Raw genomic sequence first — 22,162 nt, forward strand, 5'->3', positions numbered from 1 at the left:
CCCGACACCCGGGCACCCCGCCGGCCACGCACCGCACGGCCCGGGCACCCCACCGCCCGGGCACCCCACCGCTCAGGCACCGCACCGCCGACCGGCCGGACACACAAAAGCGGCCGACGCGACCGGGGATCCCTCCCGGTGCGTCGGCCGCAGCTCCGGCCCACTCCTCCAACGACCAACCAGTGTCCGAGTAACGGGACTTGACGCCCGGCACGCCGAGCGCGCCGGCCGCACGGGGCGCACTCGACGTGCCGGACCTCCGGGCCCCGGGCCGTCGGCCCGGGCACCCCGGCGGAAGATCAGCGCAGACCGCGCCGATGCACCTCCGCCGCCACGGCAAGGTCCTGCCAGGCCATCCCCACGCTCTTGAAGAAGCGCGGGCGGTCCGCCGGCACCGGCGCCTCGCCGCGCACCAGCTCGGCCAGGTTCCACAGCTCGTCGGCGGCCGTGACGCCCGCCATCAGCAGGTCGCCGGCCTCCCGGAGCGCGGCGGACCGTGCCTCCACGTACAGCGCGGACCGGCCGACCAGGAGCTCGTCCACCTCGCGGGCGTCCACCTCGTGCGAGCCGACCGCCGCCACCGCCGCGCGGGCCGGCACCAGCGAGCCGTCGAACAGCGGCGTGCGCGCCGTGGTGCAGCAGACCACCACGTCGGCGTCGGCCACGTCGGCCGGCGTGCCGAGGGCCGCGGCCAGGCCGCGCGCCCGGGCGTACCGGGCCAGCGCCTCGGCCGGCCGCTCGCTGCGGGCGACCACCGTCACCCGGGTCAGCGGCAGGACGCCGAGCAGCGCGTCCAGGTGCCCGTACGCCTGCGGGCCGGCCCCGAAGAGGACCAGGTGCGCGGCGTCCGGCGCGGCCAGCCGGCGCAGCGCGGCCGCGGTGACGGCCGGCGTGCGCAGCGCGGTGAGCGCGGCGCCGTCGAGCAGGGCGACGGGCTGCAGGGTGGGACCGTCGAGCAGCAGGTAGCTGCCGGTGATCCGGGGCAGCCCGGCCGCCGGGTTGGCGGGCGCGACTCCCGCGATCTTGACCCCGGTGTACGCGGCGGAGGCGGCCGGCATCAGCAGCAGTTCGCCGGCCGGCACCGGCATCGCCGAGCGGGCGGGCCCGGCCTCCGGGTCCAGCCCGTCGAGGAGCACCTGCTCGATCGCGGCGACGGCCTCGGCCGGGGTCAGCCCGACGGCGCCCTGCCCGACCTCACCGACCTGACCGACCTGACCGGCCGGGCCGACCTCACCGACCGGCGCGGCGGGCGGCGGGGCGTCCGCGCCGACCGGCCCGAGGCCGCCCCGGAGCTCGCCCGTCACAGCAGGAACCCCACGCCGAGCTCGTCCCGGGGGTCGAGCAGGAACCGGTGCTCCCCCGTGCGGTAGGCGTGGCCCGTCACCTCGGTGACCACCCCGTCGCCCCACGGGTCGCCGCCGGCCAGGACCCGGCCGCCGAAGACCGTTCCGACGATCGACTCGTGCCGCAGCTCCTGCCCGGGCAGGAGCCTGCCTTCGGCGGCGAGCACGGCGAGCCGGGCCGAGGTGCCGGAGCCGCACGGCGAGCGGTCGATCTGCCCGTCCGCGAAGACGGTGACGTTCCGCTGGTTCAACCCGCCGTCGGCGGAGGGGAGTTCTTCGTACAGGATGACGCCGTAGACGCCCGACAGCCGGCGGTCCACCGGGTGCTGGACCGCGGGTTCGTCGGCCAGCGCGGCCTGGATCTCCCGCCCGGCCGCGGTGAGCTCGGGCAGCCGGTCGAGGCTGACCGAGAGCCCCAGGGCGGCGGCCGGCACCGAGGCGTAGCAGGCCCCGGCGTGCGCGACGGCCACCTCGACGGTCCCGCGCGAGGTCGCGACCGGGACCTTGAGGTCGCCGACCCAGGCCGGGACGTTGCGGAAGGTCACCCCGGTGGTGCGCCCGCCGCTCCGGTGGACCAGCGCGGTGACGCGGCCGGACGGGACGTCGATCCGCACCCGGGCGACGCCGAACTCCGGCGCCGGGACGAGCCCGGAGTCCACCGCCCAGGCGCCGAGCGCGATGGTGCCGTGACCGCAGGCGGTCGAGTAGCCGTCCTTGTGCCAGAAGAGCACGCCGAGGTCGGCCTCGTCGTCGTCCGGCGGCACCAGGAACCCGCCGTACATCCCGGCGTGCCCGCGCGGTTCGCGGGTGAGCAGCCGGCGCACCTCGTCCAGCGGGCCGGGCCGGGGCGAGGTGGCGGTGCCGCCCGCGCCGATCGCGATCGCCCGCCGCTCGGCGACGGTGTCCCCGGGGACGACCGGGGCGCCACCGACCACGATCCGGAACGGCTCGCCGGCCGTGTGGTAGTCGACCGTGTCGACGTGATCGACCCGCATCAGGCACCGCCCGCCGGCAGCAGGGTGACCGTGCGGCCCTGGGTGTAGAAGTCGAGCGCGGCCTCGCCCTGCTCCCGCGCACCGTGGCTGGCGCCCTTGGCGCCGCCGAACGGCAGGTGGAAGTCGACGCCGCTGGACGGCGCGTTGACCCGGATCATGCCCGCGTCCAGCCGGTCGGCGACGGCGAGCGCGACGTCCAGGCTGCGGGTGTGCACCGAGGCGGCCAGCGTGTACGGGGTGTCGTTGGCGAGCGCGACCGCCTCGTCCAGGTCGGCCGCGGCGTGCAGCACGGCGATCGGGCCGAAGAACTCCTCGCGCCGCAGCGGGTGCCCGTCCGGCACCCCGGCGACCAGGGTCGGGTCCAGGTACCAGCCGGCCCGGTCCGGGACGCCGCCGCCGGCCAGCACCTCGGCGCCGGCCTCCCGGGCGGAGGCGAGGGCCTCGGTGATCTGGTCGCGCGAGGCGGCGTTGATGACCGGCCCGCAGGCCGTCTCGTCGACCTGCGCCAGCGCCTTGACCAGCGCGGCGCGCAGCGGCTCGTAGGCTTCGCCGACGGCGATCACCCGGCTGGTGGCGGTGCACTTCTGCCCGGCGTACCCGGCGATCGCCGCGGCCAGGTGGGCGGCGGCCTGCTCGAAGTCGGCGTCCGGCAGGACCAGCGCGGCGTTCAGCCCGCCGAGCTCGGCCTGGACCGGGGTGCCCCGCTCGGTGGCGGTCCGGACGACCTGCTTGCCGACCCCGGTGGAGCCGGTGAACGAGACCACGTCCGCGGCGCCGACCAGCGTCCCGCCCTCGGCCCCGCCGCCGGGCAGCACGGTGAAGACGTCGTCCGGCAGCCCGGCCTCGGCGACCAGCTCGGCGAGGCGCTTCGCGCAGCCGATCGCCTCCGAGGACGGCTTGAGCACCACGGTGTTGCCGACGGCCAGCGCCGGTGCGGCCTTCCAGGTGGGGATCGCCAGCGGGAAGTTCCACGGCGTGATCAGCCCGGCCACGCCGTACGGGCGGCGGCGGGTGAGCAGCAGCCCGGGCCCGGCGGCGGTCTCGTGCACGGCGCCGGACGCCGCGTACGGCGCCTGCGCGTAGTACCGCCAGATCGCGGCGGTGCGGGCCACCTCGCCACGTGCCTCGGCCGCCGGCTTGCCGACCTCGCGCACGATCAGCGCGGCCAGCTCCTCGGCGTGCGCCTCGACCACCTCGGCGATCCGGGTGAGCGCGGCCGAGCGACCGCCGGCGCCGGCCGCGACCCAACCGGGCTGCGCGGCACGGGCGCGGGCGACGGTGGCCTCGACGGCCTCGGCACCGGGGGCGGGCGCCTCGGCGACGAGGTCCGCGGGGTCGGCGGGGTTGTACGAACGGATCGTCACGGCAACAAGCCCTTCAGGGGGGTCGGCGGATGAGGCGGCGGGCTTCAGAGCAGGAAGCCGGCCGGGAACGGGTCGCTGGGGTCGAGGAAGTACTGGGCGGTGCCGGTGATCCAGGCCCGCCCGGTGACGGTGGGGACGACCGCGGGCCGTCCGGCCACCTCGGTCTCCTCGACCAGGCGCCCGGTGAAGGTCGTCCCGATGAAGGAGTCGTTGCGGAAGTCCCGGCCGAGCGGCAGCTCTCCGCGCGCGTGCAGCTGCGCCATCCGGGCCGAGGTGCCGGTGCCGCAGGGCGAGCGGTCGAACCAGCCGGGGTGGATGGCCATGGCGTGCCGGGAGTGCTCGGCGGTGGAGCCGGGGGCGAGCAGCTGGACGTGGTGGCAGCTGTGGATGGACGGGTCCTCCGGGTGCACCGGCCGGTCCGGGCTCCCGTTGATCGCCTCCATCAGCGCCAGGCCGGCGTCCAGGATGTCCTGCTTGCGCTCGCGTTCGAAGGGGATCCCGAACTCGGCGAGCGGCAGGATGGCGTAGAAGTTGCCCCCGTACGCGAGGTCGTAGCCGACGGTGCCGTACCCGGGCACCTCGATCGTGCGGTCCAGCGCCACGGAGTAGGACGCCACGTTGCGGATGGTGACCGAGGTGGCCGCGCCGTCCTCGACCGCGACGTCGGCGATCACCAGGCCGGCCGGGGTGTCCAGCCGGACGGTCGTGACCGGCTCGACCACCGGCACCATCCCGGTCTCGACCAGCACGGTGGCGACGCCGATGGTGCCGTGCCCGCACATCGGCAGCAGGCCGGAGACCTCGATGTAGAGCACCCCGAAGTCGGCGTCGGGCCGGGTCGGCGGCTGGAGGACGGCGCCGCTCATCGCGGCGTGGCCGCGCGGCTCGTACATCAGCAGGGTGCGGAAGTGGTCGAGGTGCTGCTGGAAGTGGACCCGGCGTTCGGCCATGGTGGCACCGGGGATGACGCCGAACCCGCCGGTGACGACCCGGGTGGGCATGCCCTCGGTGTGCGAGTCGACGGCGTGGAAGACGTGGCGGGTGCGCATCTGGCGGAGCTCCGTGGGGGTGGGGGTGAATGGTGGGGCCGGAGGCCGGCTGCCCCCGCAGCCGGCCGTCCCGGACACCGGACGTTCGGAGCGGCGGTTACGCGTGGCCCTCGGCCAGGGCCTTCTCGGTGGCCGCACGGACGGCCGCCTCGACCTCCGGGGTCAGCGGCCCGCGGGGGGCGCGGACCGGACCGCCGGGGCGGCCGGCGATGTCCATGGAGAGCTTGATGGCCTGGACGAACTCGGTCTTGGAGTCCCAGCGCAGCAGCGAGTGGAGCGAGGTGTAGAGCGGCAGCGCGGTGTCCAGGTCGCGTGCGACGGCGGCCCGGTAGAGCGCGACGCTCGCCGCGGGCAGCGCGTTCGGGTAGCCGGCGATCCAGCCGACCGCACCCGCGAGGGCCAGCTCCAGCAGCACGTCGTCGGCGCCGATCAGGAGGTCGAGGCCCGGGGCCAGCTCGGCGATCTCGTAGGCCCGGCGGACGTCGCCGCTGAACTCCTTGACCGCGACGATCGAGCCCTCGCCGTGCAGCTGCGCGAGCAGCGCGGGGACGAGGTCGACCTTGGTGTCGATCGGGTTGTTGTAGGCCACGATCGGGACGCCGGCCTTGGCCACCTCGGCGTAGTGCGCCCGGACGGCGTCGTGGTCGGCCCGGTAGGCGTTGGGCGGCAGCAGGAGGACGGAGCCGGCGCCGGCCTCGGCGGCCTGCTCGGCCCAGCGGCGGGACTCGGCGCTGCCGTAGGCGGCCACACCGGGCATGACGCGGGAGCCGTCACCGGCGGCCTCGACGGCGACCTCGACGACCCGGGCGCGCTCCTCGGCGGTCAGGGTCTGGTACTCGCCGAGCGAGCCGTTGGGGACGACGCCGTCGCAGCCCGACTCGATCAGCCAGCGGACGTGGTCGGCGTAGGCGTCGTAGTCGACGGAGAGGTCCTCGCGCAGCGGGATCGTGGTGGCGACCATGATGCCGCGCCAGGGCCGGGTGGTGTCGTGCGGGGTGTGGGACACAGCTTCTCCTTGGTGAGGTGTGACATTTTATTAGAGATCGCGCGGTGGAGACAAGAGTCCCCGACCGGCGAGTTCAGTCCAGGTCCGAGCCCTGCGGCCCGTCCCCGTGCGGTTCGGCCGCGAGCTGCCCGAGCGGGACCGGGCAGGAGAACGGGCGGCTGTCCGGCCGCACCTCCTCCTCGCCGATACCGGCACCGGCACCGGCGCCACCACCGGCACCGGCGAGGCAGGCCACCGCCGGACCGCACATCCGGCCCTGGCACCAGCCCATCCCGGCCCTGGTCAGCAGCTTCACGGTGCGGGCGTCTCCCGCGCCCAGCTCCTCCACCGCCTCCCGGATGACACCGGCCGGCACCTCCTCGCAGCGGCAGACGTCGGTGTCCGGCCGCAGCCAGCCGGTCCAGCCCGGGCCGGGCCGGTGGGAGGCGGCCATCAGCTCGGCGAAGGCCCGCAGCCGGGTCCGCCGCCGCAGCAGCGCGGTGCGCACCGGACGGTCCGCCACCGCGTGCGCGGCCAGCTCGCCCTCCGCGATCGCGAGGTCGGCGCCGCCGACGCCGCAGGCCTCGCCGGCCGCCCAGAGGCCGGGCACGGTGGTCCGCAGCCGGGCGTCGACCGTGAGCGCGGCGGTCCCGTCGGGGGTGGTCCGGGTCGCCGCCCCCAGTTCGGTGGCCAGCTCGATCTGCGGCAGCAGCCCGTGGCCGACGGCGAGCGCGTCGCACGCGATCCGCCGCTCCGTGCCGGGCACCGGCCGCCACTCGGCATCCAGCCGGGCCACCGTGACGGCGGTGACCCGGTCGGTGCCGTGCGCCTCGACCACCGCGCTGCTGCGGCGCAGCCGAACGCCGTGCCGCAGCAGTGCGGAACCGTGCCCGGCGCCCTCGACCAGCTTGGCCGGGACGGCGGCCAGCACACCGGGGCGCCGGGCGTAGCCGAGGTAGTTCGTGGCCTCGACCACCGCGGGCACCTCGGCCCCGGCGGTGACGAGCGAGGACGCCGCGGCGAGCAGCAGCGGACCGCTGCCGGCCACCACGATCCGCCGGCCGGGCAGGACCAGACCGGCCTTGAGCATGGCCTGCGCACCACCGGCGGTGACCACTCCGGGCAGCGTCCAGCCCGGGAAGGGGAGCTGCCGCTCGTAGGCGCCGGTCGCGAGCAGCACGGCCGCGGACCGGACGGTGGCCCGGTCGTCGGCGGCGGGTCCGGTGGTGGCGTGCAGCCGCCAGTCCCGGTCCCCCGCCCGCTCCAGCGCCCAGACCTGGTGGCCGGCCAGCAGCTCGACCCGCCCGGCCGCCCGGTGGGCGTCGAGCCGGTCGGCGAGGCCGGTGTAGACGGACCAGCCGTGGTGCAGCCGGTCCGGCCGGGCGGCGCCGAGGCCGGGCGCGGGGTGGCGGTAGTACTGGCCACCGGTGCGCTCTCCCGCGTCGAGCAGGGCGCAGCGCAGCCCGAGGTCAGCGGCGGTCACGGCGGCGGCCAGGCCGGCCGGCCCGGCCCCGATCACCGCGAGGTCGTACGGCGCCCGCGCGGCTTCGGCGGGTCCGGTGCCCGCGGGGGATCCCGCGGCTCCGGCGGACTCAGACGGCGAGGTCGGCACGGCCGTGGCCCTCCTGGGTGGTGACGGTGGTGCCGGGCTCGGCCGGCAGCAGGCAGGTGCGCCGGTTGGGCTGCCCGTCGACGGTGGCCAGGCAGTCGTAGCAGACGCCGATCCCGCAGAACGCCCCGCGCGGCTTCCCGCCGACCCGGGTGGTGCGCCAGGCGAGCACGCCGTCGGCCCAGAGCGCGGCGGCGATCGTCTGCCCGGGCAGTGCGGGCACGGACCGGCCGTCGAACTCGATGGTGTGCGCGGGCCCGGGTTCGGCCCGGACCAGGTCGGCGGGGGTACGGCGCATGGGTGGGGTTCTCCGTTCAGCTCATCCTGGGGCGCGCGAGCGCCGTCGTCCCGGTGCGTGCGGGCACCGTGCGGATTGCGGTCAGCGCTCCGCGCAGGTCACGAGGGGCCGCCGGCGACCGGGAACCGGTCGGCGCGGAACGGCGTGAGGTCCAGTTCGGGTGCCTTGCCGACGAGCTGCTGGGCGATCAGCAGCCCGGTGGCCGGGGCCAGCCCGATGCCCGCGCCCTCGTGGCCGCAGGCGTGGTAGAGCCCGGGCACCCGCGGATCGGCGCCGATCGCGGGCAGGTGGTCCGGCAGGTACGGACGGAACCCCCGGTAGGCGCGCATCACGCTCACTCCGGCCAGCACCGGGAAGAGCGCCGCCGCCTGCACGGCCAGCCGGTGGAGCACCTCCACCGAGAGCGTCCGGTCGAAGCCGACCCGCTCCCGGCTGGCGCCGATCAGCACCGGCCCGCCCGGGGTCCCCTCGACCACGGCCGAGGTCTGCAGCGCGGCCGATCCGCTGGCCACGTCGGCGACGTAGTCGGCGGCGTACACCTTGCGCCGGACGATCCGCGGCAGCGGCTCGGTCACCAGCACGAAGCCGCGCCGGGGCAGCACCGGGAGGTGGACGCCGGCCAGCGAGGCCAGCTCGCCGCCCCAGGTGCCGGCGGCGTTGACCACCGCGGGCGCGTCCAGTCGCCGCCGGTCGGTCTCGACGCCGCGCACGGTGCCGTCGGCCGCCAGACGCACCGCCCGGACGGTCTCGCCGGTGTACAGCCGGGCGCCGGCCGCCCGGGCGGCCCGCAGCAGGTGGGCGGCGGCCAGCGCGGGCTGGACCTGGGCGTCCTGCGGGTACAGGAACCCGCCGGCCAGTCCGGGCGCGAGGTGCGGTTCCAGCTCCCGCAGCCGCTCGCCGGGGATCTCCTCGGAGGCGACGCCCACGGCGGTCTGCTCGGCGGCGAAGGCGCGCAGCGCGTCCTGCCGGGCCGGCGTGGAGGCGACCACGAGCCCGCCCTTGGGCTCGTACTCGACGGCGGTGCCGAGCTCCTCGGCGATCTCGCGCCAGAGCCGGGTGGAGTACAGGGCGAGGTCGAGCTCGGGACCGGGCTCCTTGTCGGAGACCAGCAGGTTGCCCTCGCCGGCGCCGGTGGTTCCGCCCGCGACCGGGCCGCGGTCGACGACGGCGACCGCGAGGCCGGCGGACGCGGCGTAGTACGCGCAGGCGGCGCCGACGACACCGGCGCCGACCACCACGACGTCGGGGAGGAGTCTCTGGGAGTGGGACACGGCAGTAATATGTCACATGCCATGCATCGTGCCAAGACCGCCCGCCCCGCCGCGCCGGGAGCGGACCGCCCGCGAAAAAGCCCCGACCCGCCGCGATGCGGCAGGTCGGGGCTTCCGGGACGCTCGGCCCGGTCGGATCAGGTGATGTCGTCCATCTGCTCCTGCCGGGCCGCGGGCACCGACGCGGAGGCGGTCGGCGTGCCGGAGGCCTCGATCGCCTCGGCCCCGGAGACCGGCGCCACCGTGAGGTCGACGTGGGACGCCTCCTCGTCGCTCAGCTCCAGGTCCGGGTTGCGGCGGGCCCGGCGACGGTCGTTGATCATCGCGATACCCACCGCGACGAAGTACAGCGCCCAGATCGGCGCGGCCAGCGCCAGCATGCTCAGCGGGTCCGCACTCGGGGTGGCGAAGGCCGCGAAGACGGTGATGCCCATCACCATGCCGCGCCACCAGCCGAGCAGCCGCTTACCGGTGACGACGCCCACCAGGTTGAGCATCACCAGCAGCAGCGGGAACTCGAAGGCCAGGCCGAAGACCAGCACCAGCCTGGTCGCGATGTCGAAGTAGTCCGCGGGCGGCAGGATCGGCGTGGTGTCGTTCGGGGTGAACGAGATCAGCACCTCGACGGTCATCGGCAGCAGCAGGATCGCCAGCCCGACACCCGCCAGGAACAGCGGCGCACCGCACACCATGAAGATGACCGTGTACTTGCGCTCGTGCTTGTGCAGGCCGGGCGCCACGAACGCCCAGAGCTGGTACAGCCAGACCGGCACGGTGGCGACCACACCCGCCGTCAGGGCGACCTTCAGCATCCAGTTGAAGCCCGCGGTCAGGCCGATGGTGGAGACCTGTGCGCAACGGCCCTCGGATTCGAGGATGACCTCGGGGGTGCACTGCGGCAGGGGCTTGAGCAGGAACGACTCGATCTGCTTGTGGTAGATCAGCGCGACGATCGTGAACACCACGATCGCCAGGACCGACTTGACCACGCGGTTCCGCAGTTCCCGCAGGTGGTCGGCGAGGGCCATCCGCCCCTCGGGATCCTTGGGCGCCTTCTGCGCCTTGGTGAGCTTGCTCAACCCCGGTCCTCAACTCGTGCGTCGAGGCCCGCCGGTCGGCGGGCCTCCAGTGGTCGCGTGCGTCGCGTGCCTCGCGTGCGCGTCTTCACGGCGGGACGTGTTCAGTGCGCCCGGCCGCCGTCGGACGCGGCAGCACCGGCGGACCGTCCCGAGGGCTGCTCGCTCACCGGCCGGGAGGTCGCGGACGCCCCCGGCGCGGACTGGATGGTCTTCGCGGCGACGTCGTCGGCCACCGCCGGCGCGGGCGGGGCCGAGGCGTCCGCCGCCCCCTCCGAACGCATCGCCTGGGTCTCGCTCTTCAGGATCCGCATCGACTTGCCGAGCGAACGCGCCAGGTCGGGCAGGCGCTTGGCCCCGAAGAGGAGAATGGCAAGGACCACGACCACCAGAATCGCGATCGGCGAGATCCGCATGCTCGACCACCTTCAGTCTCGGCGGCACCGGCGGGCCGCCCGCTGCGGGGATGGTAACCGCTGCGGATGACACCGTGACGACGGCCGCCCGAACAGGACAGCGGCCCCCTCGCACTCAGGAGCCTGCTGAGAGCGTAACGCGCCGGTACCCCCGTACAGCAGCCCCCCGGCACCCCCGACCGCCGATCCCGGCAGGTCGGCCCGGTCCGGAAGAGGTCGGACGACCGCGGGCGGGACCGGACGGCGCGGCGCGGAGCGGATGGACCGGACGGACGGACCGGACGGGAGCCGGCACCGCCGCCGGGAGGGCGCCGGGGCCGATCCGCGACGGCGCGGGGTCAGGAACGTCCCGGCGCCGAGGCCGCGAGGTCGCCGGCCGCCTCGGCGAGCGCCCGGGAGGCGGTGTCCACTCCCTCGGCCAGCGCCCGCACGTCCAGCCAGAGCCGGACCGCGAGGACGCCGAGCACCAGCAGGCCGGCGGTGGCGACGAGGACGGCGGCGACGAGCATCCAGGACATGGCCCCACCCTATCCGCCGCCGCGGGCCGCGCCTCCCCCGCTCGGCCCCGCCCCGCCGCCCGCTCAGCCCTCGGCCGGCATCAGCCGCATGGTGCGCACCCCGGCCACGGTCAGCGCCGCGACGATCTTCTCCCCCGCGGGCTTGCGCACGGCCGCCCCGCAGAGCGGGCAGCCGAAGCTGTAGTGCGCCTGGGCCGGGGTCCGGCCGAACGTGAGGCGGAACTGCTCGGCGGGCAGCTCGACCTTCTCCCGGCACTCCGAGCAGTAGACCTTGAATCTGGTACCGGCGGGCTCCACGGCTCAGACCAGCCCCTCCCCGTAGTGGGCCAAGGCCTCCAGCGCCGCCGCCCGTGCCTGCCCGGCGAGCTCCGGCGGGGAGACGATCCGCCCGTCCCGGCCCAGCCGCAGCGCCAGCGGGCGCAGCTGCGAGGGGTCGGCGCTGCGCAGGGTGATCCGCAGCCCGCCGTCGGGCAGCTCCTCGGCCCGGTCGTGGGTGTAGTACTCGGCGACCCAGCGACCGCCGGAGGACACCTCGACCACCACCTCGGGGTCGTCGGCCGAGGGGTTGACCAGCCCCCCGGAGAGGTCGCGCGGCTCCCGCTTGGGCGGATCGGCGGGGACGTCCAGCACCCGGATCTCGGCGACCCGGTCGAGCCGGAACATCCGGTGGTCCTCGGAGGTCCGGCACCAGGCCTCCAGGTAGGTGTGGCCCTCGGTGAGCAGCCGGATCGGGTCGACCTCGCGCTCGGTCATGCCACCGCGCCCGTGCGAGTAGTAGCGCAGCCAGAGCCGTCGGCCCTCGCTGAGCGCGCGGTCGATGTCGGCGAAGACGTGGCTCTCGGCCTCGAAGGTGACGCCGACCCGGGCGCTGCCCTCGGCGTTCTCCCCCGCCGCGTTCTCGATCTTGGCGACGGCCCGGGTGAGCGCCTCCCGGTCACCGGCCCGCAGGCCGGGCAGCCCGGCCACCGCGCGGGCGGCGACCAGCAGGGCGGTCGCCTCGTCGGCGGCCAGCCGCAGCGGCTGCGCGACGTCGTCGACGTTGTGCCACCAGATCCGCTCGCCGTCGGTGTCGATGTCGAGCAGGTCGCCGCCGCGGAAGCTGGTGCCGCACATCGGGAGCACGTTGAGGTCGCCGATCAGCTCGCGCTCGGTGATGCCGAACGCACGGGCGACCTCGGCCACCTCCGCGCCGGGGCGCTCGCGCAGGTAGGTGACCAGCGAGAGCATCCGCCGGGTCTGGTCGATCGCGTTGCTCATGCCCGCACACCCTCCACCACAGTGCCGGCCACCGCGCGCAGCCGGTCGATCACGTCGGCCCGCAGCTCCTCCGGCCCGACCACCAGGACGTCCGGCCCGAACTCCGCCAGGTCGGCGCCGAGCCCGTTGCCGTACGGGATCTCCAGCTCGTCCCAGCCCTCGTCGGACCGCCGGGTGGAGAGCGCCTTGGTGCGCAGCGGGAACCCGGCGCCGCGGCGGATCCTCACCACGGCCGTGGCGGTGGCCCCTTCGCCGGCGAACTTGGCGACGGTGGCCCGGACGTCCACGTGCTCGGGCACGGTGCCCAGGAAGGCGCCGGAGCGGGCGCGGATCTTGCCGGTGATCCGGCTGAGCCGGAAGACCCGGGCGTCCTCGCGGTCGCGGTCCCAGCCCGCCAGGTACCAGTGGCCGCGCCAGCACTCCAGGGCCCACGGCTCGACGCTGCGCTGCTCGGCGGCGGCGGCCCCGGCCTTGCGGTACTCGAAGGTGACCGGGCGGCGGTCGCGGGCGGCGGTGAGCAGCGGCTCGAACGCGGCCTCCCGGGCCGGGATCCGCGGCTCCAGGGCCGGCCGGCCCTCGGTCTCGGTGAACGGGACGCCGGCCGCGCGGAGCTTCTGCAGCGCGCCGCTGGCGGCGCCGGACATCTTGGCCTGCTGCCAGACGCGTGCCGCGAGGGTGAGCGCGGCGGCCTCCTCGGCGTCGAGGGCGATCTCCGGCAGCCGGTTGCGGTCGGCGCGGGCGAGGTAGCCGAGCTCGCCGTCGAGGGCGTTCTCGTCGACGTCGATGACCAGTCCGAGCTCGCGCAGGTCGTCCTTGTCCCGCTCGAACATCCGGTTGAAGGCTTCCTCGCTGCTGTTCTGCCAGGCCTCGCGATACGCCTCGATGGATTCCCGCAGCTCCTTCTTGGAGAGCGGACGTCTGGTGTTCATCAGGCACAGGGCGAGATTCATCAGCCGCTCTGCCTTGGCGATCGCCATCGCTGACCCTTCCGGTGTGCCGCGCCGCGCGCGGGGTGTGCCCGCCGGGCCGTCGTGGGACCCGGCGGGACCGACCGTACCGGTAGCGGTACGCAGTGCAAAAGCCGAGTCCGGAAACGCGTGGGGCCGCACCCCGTTCCCGGGGTGCGGCCCTGCGTCACGACCGGTTTCAGACGCCGATCAGGTCGACCACGAAGATCAGGGTCGAGCCCGCCGGAATGGCCGGGGTCGGCGACTGGTTGCCGTAGCCCAGGTGCGGCGGGATGACCAGCTCGCGACGGCCGCCGACCTTCATGCCGGCGACGCCCTGGTCCCAGCCCTTGATGACGCGGCCGCCACCGAGCGGGAACTTGAACGTCGAGCCGCGGTTCCAGCTGGCGTCGAACTCCTCGCCGGTCGCGAAGGTCACGCCGACGTAGTGGACCTCGACGACCTGGCCGGGCTTGGCCTCCTCGCCGGTGCCGACGACGATGTCGCGGATCTTGAGCTCGGCCGGCGGGTCGCCGACCGGGAAGTCGATCTCAGGCTTGCTCACTGTGCCTCTTCTCACGGTTGGTTCGGTCCATGACCAAGCGGCGGGCGCCCGCACCCCCGGTCCGTTCCCGGACCACGGTACGGGCGCCCGCCGCCCGTCCGGGCACGGGCCACGCGGCCCGGCCCGAAGGTCACACGCACACCATTGTCACCCGAAAGTGGATCAGCCCTGACCGGCGTCGAGAATGTCGACGACGAAGACCAGCGTGGAGTTGGCCGGGATGTCGCCCTGGGCCTGGTCCTTGTAGCCGAGCGACGCCGGGATGACCAGCTCGACGCGGCTGCCGATGGTCTGGCCCTCCAGGCCCTGGTCCCAACCGGCGATGACCTGGCCGCCGCCGAGCGGGAAGGAGAACGCCTGGCCCTTGCTGAGCGAGGAGTCGAAGACCTTGCCGTCCTTGAACAGCGCGCCGGTGTACTGGACGAGGATCTTCTCGCCCTTCTCGACCTTGCGGCCCTCGCCCTTGATCAGGACGTGGGACTTCAGCTCGGTCGGGTCGGCCGCGCCGGCCACCGGCGTGATGTCGGCCGGCTTCTTGCCGTTGTCCTTGACCTGCGGGAAGTCCGCGGGCGGCGGGGTCACGGTGCCGCTGACCACGGCGTCCGGGGCGTTGCTGTTGCGGATGTCGATGACGAAGATCAGGTTGTCCTTCGCCCCGATCGACATGCTCGGGTTGCCCTGCGCCCCGAAGGCGGCGGCCGGCGGGGCCACCACCAGCAGCCGGCTGCCGGCCTTCTTGCCGACCACGGCCTGGTCGAGCGCCGGGATCAGCGCGTCGGTGCCGGCCTGGAAGATCTGCGGCTTGCCCTTCTCGTCGTACGAGGAGGGGATGTCCTTGCCGGTGTTCCAGTCCTTGCCGGTGTAGTCGACCGAGGTCCAGGAGTTCTTCTCGACCTTGGGGCCGGTGCCCTCGGTGAGGACCTTGACCACGAAGTTGCCGTCCGACTGGTCGGCGGGCACCTCGATGGTGGCCTTCTTGCCGAAATCGCCGGTGACCGTCGGCAGCACCTTGGCGGTGTCCTTGATCGGCGGGACCGGGTCGGCGGTCGGCGTGGCCGGGGCGCTCTTGGCGGCGTCCGGCTTGGCGGCGGCGCTGTCCGACGAGTCGTCGTCCTTGTTCACCAGGTACAGCGTCACGGCGCTGCCGATCAGCAGCACGGACAGCACGGTGCCGAGGATCACGCCCAGCTTGCCGACGTTCCCCGGGTTCTCGTCGTACCCGGCCTCGGAGGTGTCCTGGCGGCGCACGGTCGACGCGAAGATCTGCGGGGTCTCGTCGGTCTTCGTCGCGCCCGTCGGCCGCGGGGCATCGCCGGGCTGGGCCCAGCCGGCCTGCTGCTTCAGGATCGACGGCGGTACGACGATCGACTCGCCGTCGCCCGGAAGCGGGCCGCCGGGCCGCGAGTCTGCCGGGTCACCGGCGGAGTTTCCGTTCGCGGTGCCGGCTCCGCCCGGGCTCGACGCTTTCTCAGACATGACTCCCCATCCATCTCGCCACGAGGTCTTCGAGGTCTACGGCCGGCGTGGTGGGCGCCGGAGTGCTGTCGCACTGCGCGCCCGGACCCCGGACGCCGGCGGCGCCTACCACAGTGCGAGGGCAGTATGACAGGTCAGGATGAGGGCGGGCGCTTCCCTGTGCGAGCGCCCGCCCAAGCGTACGGAATCGCCGCGGCCTTTCCCAGGCCGCGGCGGAGGCTACACGGCCTCCAGGATGTCGATCACGAAGACCAGCGTCGAGTTCGGCGGCACCGCGCCCTGCGCCTGGTCCTTGTAGCCCAGGGCCGGCGGCACCACCAGTTCGACCCGGCTGCCGACGGTCTGGCCCACCAGGCCCTTGTCCCAGCCCTCGATCACACTGCCGGTGCCGATCTGCAGCGCCTGGGCACCCCCGTGGCTCCAGGAGGAGTCGAACTGCTGGCCGTTGCTCCACAGCACCCCGGTGTACTGCACCACCAGGGTCTGTCCCTCCTTCACCTGCTTGCCCTCGCCCTTGATCAGCACCGCCTGCTGGAGCTCGGTCGGCGGGGCCTGCCCCGGCGGCACGGTGATCGTCACCGCGGCCTTGCCGTTGTCCTTGACCTGCGGCATGGTCGCCGGCGGCGGCGTCATGGTGCCGGAGAGCGTGGCGTCCGGCGGCAGGCTCTCCATGATGTCCAGTACGAAGACCACGGTGTCCCCCGGTCCCACCCCGAGCTGGGTGCTGCCCTGGGTGCCGAAGGCGGCGGCCGGCGGGGCCACCACGAGCAGCCGGCTGCCGACCTTCTTGCCGATCACGCTCTGGTCGAAGGCGGGCACCAGCTGCCCGCTGCCGGCCTGGTAGAGCTGCGGCTTGCCGCCCGCGTCGTACGAGCTGGGCAGGTCCTTGCCGGACGACCAGTCCTTCGCGGTGTAGTTGACCGTGACCCAGTCGCCCTTGTTGACCGTCGACCGGTCGCCCTCGCTGACGGTGTTCACCACGAACTGGCCGCTCGGCTGGCCCTCGGGGAGGGTGATGGTGGCCTTGCTCCCGAACCCGCCGCCGGACAGCGTCGGCATCGGCGAAGCCTCGTTCACCGGGGTCGGCACGGTGGGGGCGACGCTGGGCGACGCCGTGGGCGTGGCCGGGCTGGCGGGTCGGGTGGAGCTGCTGCAGGCCACCGCCAGCAACAGGGGCAGGGTGAGAAGCAACCCGGCGGTGCGGCGCACGGTGTTCCTAACTGTCGGTCAAAGTCGGCTCTCCGGACTCGACGGACAGCGTATTCCCCGACGGTGCCCGGCCCCGGTAGACACCACCGGGCCCGGGCGCCGCAAAGATCACACCGGCGGGGGACGCCGCACCCCGGCGGCGCCCCCGTTCACCTCGCCGCCCCGCGCTCACATCCCCGCGATGAGCTTCTCCACCCGCTCGTCGACCGACCGGAACGGGTCCTTGCACAGCACCGTCCGCTGCGCCTGGTCGTTCAGCTTCAGGTGCACCCAGTCGACGGTGAAGTCGCGGCGCTGCTCCTGCGCCCGGCGGATGAAGTCCCCGCGCAGCCGGGCCCGGGTGGTCTGCGGCGGGATCGACTTGGCCTCGAAGGTCTTGAGGTCGGTGGTCACCCGGAGCGCCTGGTTCTTGGCCTGGAGCAGGTAGAACAGGCCCCGCCGGCGGTGGATGTCGTGGTAGGCGAGGTCGATCTGGGCGACCCGCGGGTTGCTCATGCTCATCTGGTGCTTCTCGCGGTAGCGCTCGATGAGCTTGTACTTCATGATCCAGTCGATCTCGGTGGCCACGTCGTCCAGCCGCTCGGTCTTCACGGCCTCCAGGGTGCGGCCCCACAGCTCCAGGACGCGCGCGATGGTGCCGGTGTTGATGCCCTTGCGGTCGGCGAACTCCAGCGCCTTCGTGTAGTACTCCTCCTGGATGTCCAGCGCGCTGGCCTCCCGGCCGTTGGCCAGCCGGACCTGGTGGGTCCCGGTGAGGTCGTGGCTGACCTCGCGGATCGCCCGGATCGGGTTCTCCAGGGTGAGGTCGCGCATCACCACGCCGGCCTCGATCAGCCGGAGCACCAGGTCGGTGGAGCCGACCTTGAGCAGGGTGGTGGTCTCGGACATGTTGGAGTCGCCCACGATGACGTGCAGGCGCCGGTACCGCTCGGCGTCGGCGTGCGGCTCGTCGCGGGTGTTGATGATCGGACGGGAGCGGGTGGTCGCCGAGCTGACGCCCTCCCAGATGTGCTCGGCCCGCTGGCTGACGCAGTAGACCGCGCCGCGCGGGGTCTGCAGCACCTTGCCGGCGCCGCAGATCAGCTGCCGGGTCACCAGGAACGGGATCAGCACGTCGGCCAGCCGGGAGAACTCGCCGTGCCGGGCCACCAGGTAGTTCTCGTGGCAGCCGTAGGAGTTGCCCGCCGAGTCGGTGTTGTTCTTGAAGAGGTAGACGTCCCCCGCGATGCCCTCCTCGTGCAGCCGCCGCTCGGCGTCGACCAGGAGTCCTTCGAGGATGCGCTCGCCCGCCTTGTCGTGCGTCACCAGCTCGACGACGTCGTCGCACTCGGGGGTGGCGTACTCGGGGTGGGATCCGACGTCGAGGTAGAGGCGGGCACCGTTGCGCAGGAACACGTTGCTGCTGCGGCCCCAGGAGACTACGCGGCGGAAGAGGTACCGGGCCACCTCGTCCGGGGACAGCCTGCGCTGCCCGCGGAACGTACAGGTGACGCCGTACTCGTTCTCCAGCCCGAAAATTCGGCGGTCCATGGGCCATCCATTCTCTGATGGGAGCTGTCCGAAACCGCCTCCGCGGCGCCGTCCGGGCCGCCGCAGGGGCACCGGGGTCCCTGCGCCGGTCGTTCGCCGGCCGCCGCGGGGACCCCGCAGGCACTACTGGTCGGAGGCGGCCGGCGGGGTGGCCGCCGGCTTCTCCTCGTCGTCGGTCTCGGCGGACTCGTCGCCGTCGAGGAGCCGGGCGAGCTGGCCGCCCAGGATCCGCTTGAACTTGCGCTGCTGGAAGCGCTGGCGGTCCAGCACCGCCACCTCCAGCTGCTCGGGGGTGAGGGTGCGCGGGCTGCCGCCGTTGGGGTCGCGGGCGAGCGAGTCCACGGCCACCTTCACCGCGTCGGTGAGCGAGAGCCCGGTGCGGTGGCGCTGGCCCAGGTAGTTGCCGATGGAGTCGGCGTTGCCGCCGACCACCACGTAGTTCTGCTCGTCGACGACCGAGCCGTCCGGGGTGAGCCGGTAGATCTGGTCCTCGTCGGTGGTGCGGCCGACCTCGGCCACGATGAGCTCCACCTCGTAGGGCTTCTCGCCGACCGAGGAGAAGATGGTGCCGAGCGTCTGGGCGTAGACGTTGGCCAGACCCCGCGCGGTGACGTCGGCCCGGTCGTAGGAGTAGCCGCGCAGGTCGGCGTAGCGGACGCCGCCGATGCGCAGGTTCTCGAACTCGTTGTAGCGGCCGACCGCGGCGAAGGCGATCTTGTCGTAGATCTCGGAGACCTTGTGGAGCGCCCGGGAGGTGTTCTCGGCGACGAAGACGATGCCGTCGGCGTAGGTGAGCACGACCACGCTGCGACCGCGCGCGATGCCCTTGCGGGCGTACTCGGCGCGGTCCGCCATGGCCTGCTGGGGCGAGACGTAGAACGGTGTCGACACCGGCGGTCGTCCCTTCCTTGGTAGGTGTGGCGCGGCTAGAGCAGCGGGGCCTGCGGGCCGTTGGGGCGGCCCAGGCGGTGGTCGGTGATGGAGACGACGATGTCGGAGACCTCGGCGTCGGTGAGCCGGCGGAAGCCGTCCTCGGTGATCAGCGACACGATCGGGAAGATCCTGCGGGCGAGGTCCGGGCCGCCGGTGGCGGAGTCGTCGTCGGCCGCGTCGTACAGGGCCTGGACGACGGCGGTGGAGGCCTGCTCGGCCGTGAGGTCGTCGCGGTAGAGCTTCTTCAGCGAACCGCGGGCGAAGACCGAGCCGGAACCGGTGGCGGCGAAGCCGCGCTCCTCGGAGCGGCCGCCGGTGACGTCGTAGTTGAAGATCCGGCCGCGGCCGAGGTCGAGGTCGTAGCCGGCGAAGAGCGGGACGACGGCCAGACCCTGCATCGCCATGCCCAGGTTGCCCCGGATCATGGTGGTGAGCCGGTTGGCCTTGCCCTCCAGCGAGAGCACGGTGCCCTCGATCTTCTCGTAGTGCTCCAGCTCCAGCTGGAACAGCCGGACCATCTCCACCGCGAGGCCGGCGGTGCCGGCGATGCCGACCGCGCTGTACTCGTCGGCCGGGAAGACCTTCTCGATGTCCCGCTGGGCGATCACGTTGCCCATGGTGGCCCGGCGGTCACCCGCGAGGACCACGCCGCCGTCGAACACCGCCGCGACGATGGTCGTCCCGTGCGGGGCCTGGACGATGCCTTCGGGCAGGCCGCGCCGGCCCGGGATCAGCTCCGGCTGGTGGTCGGCGAGGAAGTCGAGGAACGACGAGGACCCCGGGGTCAGGAAGGCAGCCGGTAGACGCCCGGTGCCACGAGTGTTGGCTTCCACACGATTCCTTCCAGGTAGCTTGAAGCGCGCGCTGCCCGCACCCTACCCGCCGGACGATCACTGTCCAGTGCGGCGGAGGGCCGGACCGGGGCGGACGGACGGCTCACGCCGCCCGCCCGCCGTTCTCGGTCGCAACCGCGAAATTCCGGAATACCCGCGGAGGGGTGCCGGGCTTACTGCCCGCCCTTTTGCACGAACTGCCGCACGAAATCCTCGGCGTTCGACTCCAGGACCTCGTCGATTTCGTCCAGAACGGCGTCGACGTCGTCGCTCAGCTTTTCCTGGCGTTCCTTGAGCTCGTCGGAATTCTGCGTTTCCGCGGCCTGCTCCTCGACCTCCTCGGAGGAGCGGTTCGCCCGCTGCTGGCCGCCGTCGGTGTCCTTGCTCGCCATTTCCCTCACCCCGCTCGATCGTCTGGCACGGTTTGGTCGTTGCTTGCTGCACCGACCCTATACACAAGGTGCGACTACCCGCTTCCGGTTTGCCGGGGCGCATCCTGTCCAACACCCGCTGCCACCCCGGATGATTCCCATTCGCCGGGAGTTCACCCGTGGTGATCGGAAAACTACCCGCCGGAGAGCACCCGGAGCAGGTCCTCCGCGGTGCGGCAGCGGTCCAGCAGCTCCTTGACGTGGTTCCGGGTGCCGCGCAGCGGCTCCAGGGTGGGAACCCGCTGGAGCGAGTCCCGCCCCGGCAGGTCGAAGATCACCGAGTCCCAGGAGGCGGCCGCGACGTGCTCCGCGTACTGGTCGAGGCACCGCCCGCGGAAGTACGCCCGGGTGTCCTCCGGCGGCTTGGTGACGGCCCGCGTGACCTCGTCCTCGGTGACCAGCCGGTCGAACCGCCCGCGGGCCACCAGACGGTTGTAGAGGCCCTTCTCGGGGCGCACGTCGCTGTACTGGAGGTCGACCAGCTGGAGCCGCGGACTGTCCCACTCCAGGGCGTCCCGGCTGCGGTAGCCCTCCAGGATCTCCCGCTTGGCGATCCAGTCCAGCTGGCGGGAGAGCGACATCGGATCGCGCTCCAGCCTCCCCAGCACGTCCTCCCAGCGCGCCAGCACGTCCACGGTCTGCTCGTCGGCGTCGGTGCCGAAACGGTCCTCGACGTACTTGCGGGCCAGCTCGAAGTACTCCAGCTGGAGCTGGACGGCGGTGAGCCGGCGCCCGCTGCGCAGCGTGATCAGGTGTTTGAGCGTGGGGTCGTGGGAGACCCGGTGCAGGGTGCGGACCGGCTGGTCGACGGCCAGGTCGGAGGCGATGAAGGCGTCCTCGATCATCGCCAGGACCAGGGAGGTGGTGCCGAGCTTGAGGTAGGTGGAGATCTCGGAGAGGTTGGCGTCCCCGATGATCACGTGCAGCCGGCGGTACTTCTCGGCATCGGCGTGCGGCTCGTCGCGGGTGTTGATGATCGGGCGCTTGAGGGTGGTCTCCAGGCCGACCTCGACCTCGAAGTAGTCGGCCCGCTGACTGATCTGGAAGCCGTTGGCCGAGCCGTCCTGCCCGATCCCCACCCGGCCGGCGCCGGTGACCACCTGGCGGGAGACGAAGAACGGGGTGAGGTGGCGGACGATGTCGGCGAACGGCGTCGCCCGCTTCATCAGGTAGTTCTCGTGGGTGCCGTAGGAGGCGCCCTTGTTGTCGGTGTTGTTCTTGTACAGGTGGATGTTCTGCCCGTTGGGCAGTTCCAGGGCGCGCTGTGCGGCGGCTGCCATGATCCGCTCGCCGGCCTTGTCCCAGAGCACGGCGTCGCGCGGGTTGGTCACCTCGGGCGAGCTGAACTCGGGGTGCGCGTGGTCCACGTAGAACCGCGCGCCGTTGGTGAGGATGATGTTGGCGAGGCCGATGTCCTCGTCGGTCAGCTGGCTGGCGTCCGCGACGTCCCGTGCGAGGTCGAAGCCCCTGGCGTCGCGCAGCGGATTCTCCTCCTCGAAGTCCCAGCGGGCCCGCCGTGCCCGGTGCATCGCCGCCGCGTACGCGTTGACGATCTGGGACGAGGTGAGCATGGCGTTGGCGTTGGGGTGCCCCGGCACGGAGATCCCGTACTCGGTCTCGATGCCCATCACGCGCCGTACGGTCATGCGGCCCTCCTTGCCCGGTGTACCGCCCCCGACGGGCGGAACACGCTGACGTACCGCTGTGCAACACCGGCGCCGGCCGTCTGCCTGCGAACGGTGGGTCGAGCCTAGAACGCGGCACCGACCGGCGGGCCCCGAGACGCGCCGTCCGGCTGCGGGGCCACGAGGCACCACAGCCGGACGGGGCGCGGGTTCCGGGACCGCCGACGGTCCGGACCGGATCGGTTACAGGTACTGCCCGGTGTTGGCGACAGTGTCGATCGAGCGGCCGGACTCGGCACCCTGCTTCCCGGTGACCAGGGTCCGGATGAAGACGATACGCTCGCCCTTCTTGCCGGAGATCCGGGCCCAGTCGTCCGGGTTGGTGGTGTTCGGCAGGTCCTCGTTCTCCTTGAACTCGTCCACGCAGGCGTT

Annotated in this window: 22 protein-coding genes and 2 pseudogenes; all 24 read right to left on the reverse strand. The window is 73.5% G+C overall.

What is annotated here, in order from left to right; all coding sequences use genetic code 11:
• Positions 1 to 299 precede the first annotated feature (299 nt).
• Positions 300 to 1,304: an ornithine cyclodeaminase family protein gene (locus ACFWOG_RS15965; RefSeq protein WP_380358787.1), complete on the reverse strand. Its 1,005-nt coding sequence runs from the start codon at positions 1,302 to 1,304 to the stop codon at positions 300 to 302.
• Entirely contained in the window at positions 1,301 to 2,338 is a 1,038-nt protein-coding gene (locus tag ACFWOG_RS15970; protein ID WP_380358790.1) for a proline racemase family protein, read from the reverse strand. Before ACFWOG_RS15970 ends, ACFWOG_RS15965 begins: the two co-directional genes overlap by 4 nt.
• Complete coding sequence (locus ACFWOG_RS15975) at positions 2,338 to 3,702, reverse strand: aldehyde dehydrogenase family protein (RefSeq protein WP_329949757.1); 1,365 nt, start codon at positions 3,700 to 3,702, stop codon at positions 2,338 to 2,340. The genes ACFWOG_RS15970 and ACFWOG_RS15975 overlap by 1 nt, the downstream gene beginning before the upstream one ends.
• A 44-nt stretch (positions 3,703 to 3,746) precedes the next feature.
• Positions 3,747 to 4,751: a proline racemase family protein gene (locus tag ACFWOG_RS15980; RefSeq protein ID WP_329874987.1), complete on the reverse strand. Its 1,005-nt coding sequence runs from the start codon at positions 4,749 to 4,751 to the stop codon at positions 3,747 to 3,749.
• Between the two features lie 97 nt (positions 4,752 to 4,848).
• The gene (locus ACFWOG_RS15985; protein ID WP_380358807.1) at positions 4,849 to 5,712 is read right to left on the reverse strand and encodes a dihydrodipicolinate synthase family protein; all 864 of its coding nucleotides are present in this window, start codon (positions 5,710 to 5,712) and stop codon (positions 4,849 to 4,851) included.
• 118 nt (positions 5,713 to 5,830) lie between these two features.
• Positions 5,831 to 7,348, reverse strand: a complete 1,518-nt coding sequence (locus ACFWOG_RS15990) for an NAD(P)/FAD-dependent oxidoreductase (RefSeq protein ID WP_380358794.1) — start codon at positions 7,346 to 7,348, stop codon at positions 5,831 to 5,833.
• Positions 7,329 to 7,643, reverse strand: a complete 315-nt coding sequence (locus ACFWOG_RS15995) for a (2Fe-2S)-binding protein (RefSeq protein ID WP_329874983.1) — start codon at positions 7,641 to 7,643, stop codon at positions 7,329 to 7,331. The genes ACFWOG_RS15990 and ACFWOG_RS15995 overlap by 20 nt, the downstream gene beginning before the upstream one ends.
• 98 nt (positions 7,644 to 7,741) lie before the next feature.
• On the reverse strand, positions 7,742 to 8,914 hold the full coding sequence (locus tag ACFWOG_RS16000; RefSeq protein WP_380358797.1) for an NAD(P)/FAD-dependent oxidoreductase: 1,173 nt from the start codon (positions 8,912 to 8,914) through the stop codon (positions 7,742 to 7,744).
• Between the two features lie 137 nt (positions 8,915 to 9,051).
• Positions 9,052 to 9,942 carry a twin-arginine translocase subunit TatC gene (gene tatC / locus ACFWOG_RS16005; protein ID WP_380358810.1) on the reverse strand — a complete coding sequence of 297 codons (891 nt, stop codon included), beginning with the start codon at positions 9,940 to 9,942 and terminating at the stop codon, positions 9,052 to 9,054.
• Between the two features lie 152 nt (positions 9,943 to 10,094).
• Positions 10,095 to 10,406, reverse strand: coding sequence for a Sec-independent protein translocase subunit TatA (gene tatA / locus ACFWOG_RS16010; protein ID WP_329874977.1), 312 nt, complete (start codon positions 10,404 to 10,406; stop codon positions 10,095 to 10,097).
• Between the two features lie 338 nt (positions 10,407 to 10,744).
• On the reverse strand, positions 10,745 to 10,924 hold the full coding sequence (locus tag ACFWOG_RS16015; RefSeq protein WP_329874975.1) for a hypothetical protein: 180 nt from the start codon (positions 10,922 to 10,924) through the stop codon (positions 10,745 to 10,747).
• A gap of 63 nt (positions 10,925 to 10,987) precedes the next feature.
• Complete coding sequence (locus tag ACFWOG_RS16020) at positions 10,988 to 11,221, reverse strand: hypothetical protein (protein WP_329874972.1); 234 nt, start codon at positions 11,219 to 11,221, stop codon at positions 10,988 to 10,990.
• A gap of 3 nt (positions 11,222 to 11,224) precedes the next feature.
• Positions 11,225 to 12,181 carry a WYL domain-containing protein gene (locus ACFWOG_RS16025; protein WP_329949754.1) on the reverse strand — a complete coding sequence of 319 codons (957 nt, stop codon included), beginning with the start codon at positions 12,179 to 12,181 and terminating at the stop codon, positions 11,225 to 11,227.
• Positions 12,178 to 13,158, reverse strand: a complete 981-nt coding sequence (locus tag ACFWOG_RS16030; protein WP_329949753.1) for a WYL domain-containing protein — start codon at positions 13,156 to 13,158, stop codon at positions 12,178 to 12,180. The genes ACFWOG_RS16025 and ACFWOG_RS16030 overlap by 4 nt, the downstream gene beginning before the upstream one ends.
• A 169-nt stretch (positions 13,159 to 13,327) precedes the next feature.
• Positions 13,328 to 13,708 carry an FKBP-type peptidyl-prolyl cis-trans isomerase gene (locus ACFWOG_RS16035; protein ID WP_329874968.1) on the reverse strand — a complete coding sequence of 127 codons (381 nt, stop codon included), beginning with the start codon at positions 13,706 to 13,708 and terminating at the stop codon, positions 13,328 to 13,330.
• Between the two features lie 147 nt (positions 13,709 to 13,855).
• Complete coding sequence (locus ACFWOG_RS16040) at positions 13,856 to 15,169, reverse strand: FKBP-type peptidyl-prolyl cis-trans isomerase (protein WP_329874967.1); 1,314 nt, start codon at positions 15,167 to 15,169, stop codon at positions 13,856 to 13,858.
• Between the two features lie 219 nt (positions 15,170 to 15,388).
• Positions 15,389 to 16,378, reverse strand: a complete 990-nt coding sequence (locus ACFWOG_RS16045) for an FKBP-type peptidyl-prolyl cis-trans isomerase (protein WP_329874965.1) — start codon at positions 16,376 to 16,378, stop codon at positions 15,389 to 15,391.
• 168 nt (positions 16,379 to 16,546) lie between these two features.
• Entirely contained in the window at positions 16,547 to 17,908 is a 1,362-nt protein-coding gene (pafA, locus tag ACFWOG_RS16050; RefSeq protein ID WP_329874963.1) for a Pup--protein ligase, read from the reverse strand.
• 123 nt (positions 17,909 to 18,031) lie between these two features.
• Complete coding sequence (gene prcA, locus ACFWOG_RS16055) at positions 18,032 to 18,799, reverse strand: proteasome subunit alpha (RefSeq protein ID WP_329874961.1); 768 nt, start codon at positions 18,797 to 18,799, stop codon at positions 18,032 to 18,034.
• 35 nt (positions 18,800 to 18,834) lie between these two features.
• Positions 18,835 to 19,629 carry a proteasome subunit beta gene (gene prcB / locus ACFWOG_RS16060; RefSeq protein ID WP_329875040.1) on the reverse strand — a complete coding sequence of 265 codons (795 nt, stop codon included), beginning with the start codon at positions 19,627 to 19,629 and terminating at the stop codon, positions 18,835 to 18,837.
• Positions 19,626 to 19,703, reverse strand: a pseudogene (locus tag ACFWOG_RS16065) (recombination endonuclease VII); the annotation flags it as partial. The gene prcB and the pseudogene ACFWOG_RS16065, both read right to left, overlap by 4 nt.
• Positions 19,704 to 19,847: 144 nt before the next feature.
• Entirely contained in the window at positions 19,848 to 20,066 is a 219-nt protein-coding gene (locus tag ACFWOG_RS16070; RefSeq protein ID WP_329874959.1) for a ubiquitin-like protein Pup, read from the reverse strand.
• Positions 20,067 to 20,239: 173 nt separating this feature from the next.
• Positions 20,240 to 21,751, reverse strand: a complete 1,512-nt coding sequence (gene dop, locus ACFWOG_RS16075) for a depupylase/deamidase Dop (protein ID WP_329949752.1) — start codon at positions 21,749 to 21,751, stop codon at positions 20,240 to 20,242.
• 222 nt (positions 21,752 to 21,973) lie between these two features.
• Positions 21,974 to 22,162: pseudogene (locus ACFWOG_RS16080) on the reverse strand (proteasome ATPase); the annotation flags it as partial.

Source organism: Kitasatospora sp. NPDC058406 (assembly GCF_042722765.1).
In the GTDB taxonomy this organism is placed as follows: Bacteria; Actinomycetota; Actinomycetes; order Streptomycetales; family Streptomycetaceae; genus Kitasatospora.

Excerpts from the sequence above, each read along its gene's own strand:
- pafA (WP_329874963.1), bottom strand. The coding sequence starts at position 17,908 with ATGGACCGCCGAATTTTCGGGCTGGAGAACGAGTACGGCGTCACCTGT.
- ACFWOG_RS16070 (WP_329874959.1), bottom strand. The coding sequence starts at position 20,066 with ATGGCGAGCAAGGACACCGACGGCGGCCAGCAGCGGGCGAACCGCTCC.
- ACFWOG_RS16040 (WP_329874967.1), bottom strand. The coding sequence starts at position 15,169 with ATGTCTGAGAAAGCGTCGAGCCCGGGCGGAGCCGGCACCGCGAACGGA.
- tatA (WP_329874977.1), bottom strand. The coding sequence starts at position 10,406 with ATGCGGATCTCGCCGATCGCGATTCTGGTGGTCGTGGTCCTTGCCATT.
- tatC (WP_380358810.1), bottom strand. The coding sequence starts at position 9,942 with ATGGCCCTCGCCGACCACCTGCGGGAACTGCGGAACCGCGTGGTCAAG.
- dop (WP_329949752.1), bottom strand. The coding sequence starts at position 21,751 with ATGACCGTACGGCGCGTGATGGGCATCGAGACCGAGTACGGGATCTCC.
- ACFWOG_RS15980 (WP_329874987.1), bottom strand. The coding sequence starts at position 4,751 with ATGCGCACCCGCCACGTCTTCCACGCCGTCGACTCGCACACCGAGGGC.
- ACFWOG_RS15970 (WP_380358790.1), bottom strand. The coding sequence starts at position 2,338 with ATGCGGGTCGATCACGTCGACACGGTCGACTACCACACGGCCGGCGAG.
- ACFWOG_RS16030 (WP_329949753.1), bottom strand. The coding sequence starts at position 13,158 with ATGGCGATCGCCAAGGCAGAGCGGCTGATGAATCTCGCCCTGTGCCTG.
- ACFWOG_RS15995 (WP_329874983.1), bottom strand. The coding sequence starts at position 7,643 with ATGCGCCGTACCCCCGCCGACCTGGTCCGGGCCGAACCCGGGCCCGCG.
- ACFWOG_RS16025 (WP_329949754.1), bottom strand. The coding sequence starts at position 12,181 with ATGAGCAACGCGATCGACCAGACCCGGCGGATGCTCTCGCTGGTCACC.
- ACFWOG_RS15985 (WP_380358807.1), bottom strand. The coding sequence starts at position 5,712 with ATGGTCGCCACCACGATCCCGCTGCGCGAGGACCTCTCCGTCGACTAC.
- ACFWOG_RS16015 (WP_329874975.1), bottom strand. The coding sequence starts at position 10,924 with ATGTCCTGGATGCTCGTCGCCGCCGTCCTCGTCGCCACCGCCGGCCTG.